The sequence below is a fragment of the Kineococcus indalonis genome, assembly GCF_009906395.1.
GTDB lineage: Bacteria > Actinomycetota > Actinomycetes > Actinomycetales > Kineococcaceae > Kineococcus > Kineococcus indalonis.
Genome location: NZ_JAAALM010000613.1, coordinates 1 through 2150, shown reverse-complemented (window position 1 = coordinate 2150; position 2150 = coordinate 1). Strand labels below are relative to the sequence as shown.

The window sequence follows — 2150 nt, the reverse complement described above, 5'->3', positions numbered from 1 at the left end:
GGGTAGGGCGCCAGGGCGCTGGAGACGCTGGAGACGCCGTAGCCGGCGCCGAGCAGGGCGGCGGTGGCGCCGAGCAGGGCGGGCAGCTGCTCGGGGGCGCCGGCGACGAGGGCGCCGGCGACGCACAGCACGAGCAGGACGGGCACCTGCCACAGCGCGGAGGCGATGACGCGCCCGGCGCGGTCGTCGCGCCCGCGAACGCCGCTGGTGACGTGCAGGGCGAAGGCGGAGTGGTCGTAGGCGACGTCGTCGTGCAGGGACCAGCCGGTGACGAAGGCGGTGAGGGGCCCGGCGGCGAGCATCCAGCGGCCCGGGCCGGTGGCGGGGCCCACGGTCAGGGGCAGCACGATCAGCAGCAGCGGCACGACCGCGACGGTGGCGGCGCCCATCACGTAGCGGGGGTCGCGGCGCCAGTAGGCCAGGCAGCGGCGGGCGACGGCGCCGGCGGGGGTGTCGGGCAGCTTCTCCAGCAGCCCGCCGCGGCGCTCGCGCACGGCCGGGCCGGAGGCGCCGGCGCCGCCGACGGGCCCGGTGCCGGCGGGGCCGAGGGCGGCGCCCCAGGCGAGCAGCAGGCCGGCGAGCACGGCGAGGGCGAGCAGCAGGCGCAGCAGGGCGGTGCCCCAGCGGCCGGCGGCGGCGTCGGCGCCGGCGGCCCACGCGAAGCCCGGCGGGGTCCAGCCGGCCACGCCGGCGGCGGCGCGGGCCAGCTCGGCCCAGTCGCGCCCGCCGTCGGCGAGGCGGCTGGTGAGGACGTTGATGCCGGGCCCGACGCCGACGAGCAGGACGCCGGCGACGACGACGAGGACGTCGCGGGCGCGGCGGCCGCGCAGCAGGGCGGAGGCGGCGGTGGTGGTGGTGCGGGAGGCGGCCACGGCGGTGAGGGCGCCGAGCAGGCCGGTGAGGGCGGCGAAGGCGGTCGCGGCGGTGGTGCGGGAGAACGTGGCGGCGGTGGCCAGGGACAGCAGGACGGTGACCAGGCCGGGCAGGCCGACGAGGCCGGCGAGCAGCAGGCCGGGCACGAGCTGGCGGCGCGGCACGGCGAGGGTGGCGAAGCGGGAGGGGTCGAGGGTCTCGTCGACGCCGAAGGCGACGAGCGGCACCAGCGCCCACGCCAGCACGGCGAGGGTGCCGGCGCCGACGACGACGGGCCCGGCGACGTCGAGGCCGGCGAAGCGCAGCCCGAGCAGGCCGGCGCCCAGGGTGGCGACGAGGAAGAGCGCGTAGAGGGCGCCGAGGACGAAGGAGACCAGCTGCCAGGTGCTGGAGCGCATCCCGTTGCGCAGCAGGGTCAGCTTCAGGCGCAGGAGGGTGGCGACCATCAGCGCAGCCAGTCCAGGGAGCCGGTGAGGTCGCGCCCGCCGCCGACGAGGTCGACGAAGCGCTCCTCCAGGGTGCCGCCGCCGCGGACGGCGTCGAGGGGGCCGGCGGCCAGGACGCGGCCGGCGGAGATGACGGCGACGTGGTCGCACATCCGCTCCACCAGGTCCATGACGTGGCTGGAGAGGACGACGGTGCCGCCGCCGGCGGCGTAGGAGGTGAGCAGGGAGCGGATGGTGGCGCCGCTGACGGGGTCGACGGCCTCGAAGGGCTCGTCGAGGACGAGCAGGCGGGGGGCGTGCACGAGGGCGCAGGCGAGCGCGACCTTCTTCGTCATGCCCGCGGAGTAGTCCACGACGAGCTTGCCGGCGGCGTCGGCGAGGCCGAGGGCGTCGAGAAGCTCGGGCACGCGCTGCTCGACGACCTCGCGCGGCACGCCGCGCAGCAGCCCGGCGTAGCGGACGAGCTCGGTGCCGGTGAGGCGGTCGAACAGGCGCACCCCGTCGGGCAGGACGCCCAGCAGGCGCTTGCCGGCGACGGGGTCGGCCCACAGGTCGGCGCCGAGGACGAACGCGCGGCCGGCGTCGGGGCGCAGCAGGCCGGTGGCCATGGACAGGGTGGTGGTCTTCCCGGCGCCGTTGGGGCCGACGACGCCGAAGAAGGAGCCGGCGGGCACGTCCAGGTCCAGGGAGTCGACGGCGACCTTGCCGCCGAAGCGCTTGGTGAGCCCGCGCAGGGCGAGGGCCGGCGCGGCGGGCGCGCCGGTCGCGGCGGTGGTCGCGGCGGTGGTCGCGGGCGGCTGGGGCTGGTGCTGCACGGGGTCCCCCCGGGGG

At 78.5% G+C, this 2150-nt stretch carries 2 protein-coding genes; both read right to left on the bottom strand.

Annotation, left to right across the window (positions count from 1 at the left end; translation table 11 throughout):
- On the bottom strand, nt 1-1319 hold a 1319-nt coding region (locus GTR00_RS19525; protein WP_166613217.1), incomplete at its 3' end, for a transporter.
- A partial coding sequence (locus GTR00_RS19520; protein WP_323132624.1) for an ABC transporter ATP-binding protein occupies nt 1319-2150 on the bottom strand: 832 nt, incomplete at its 5' end. The genes GTR00_RS19520 and GTR00_RS19525, both read right to left, overlap by 1 nt.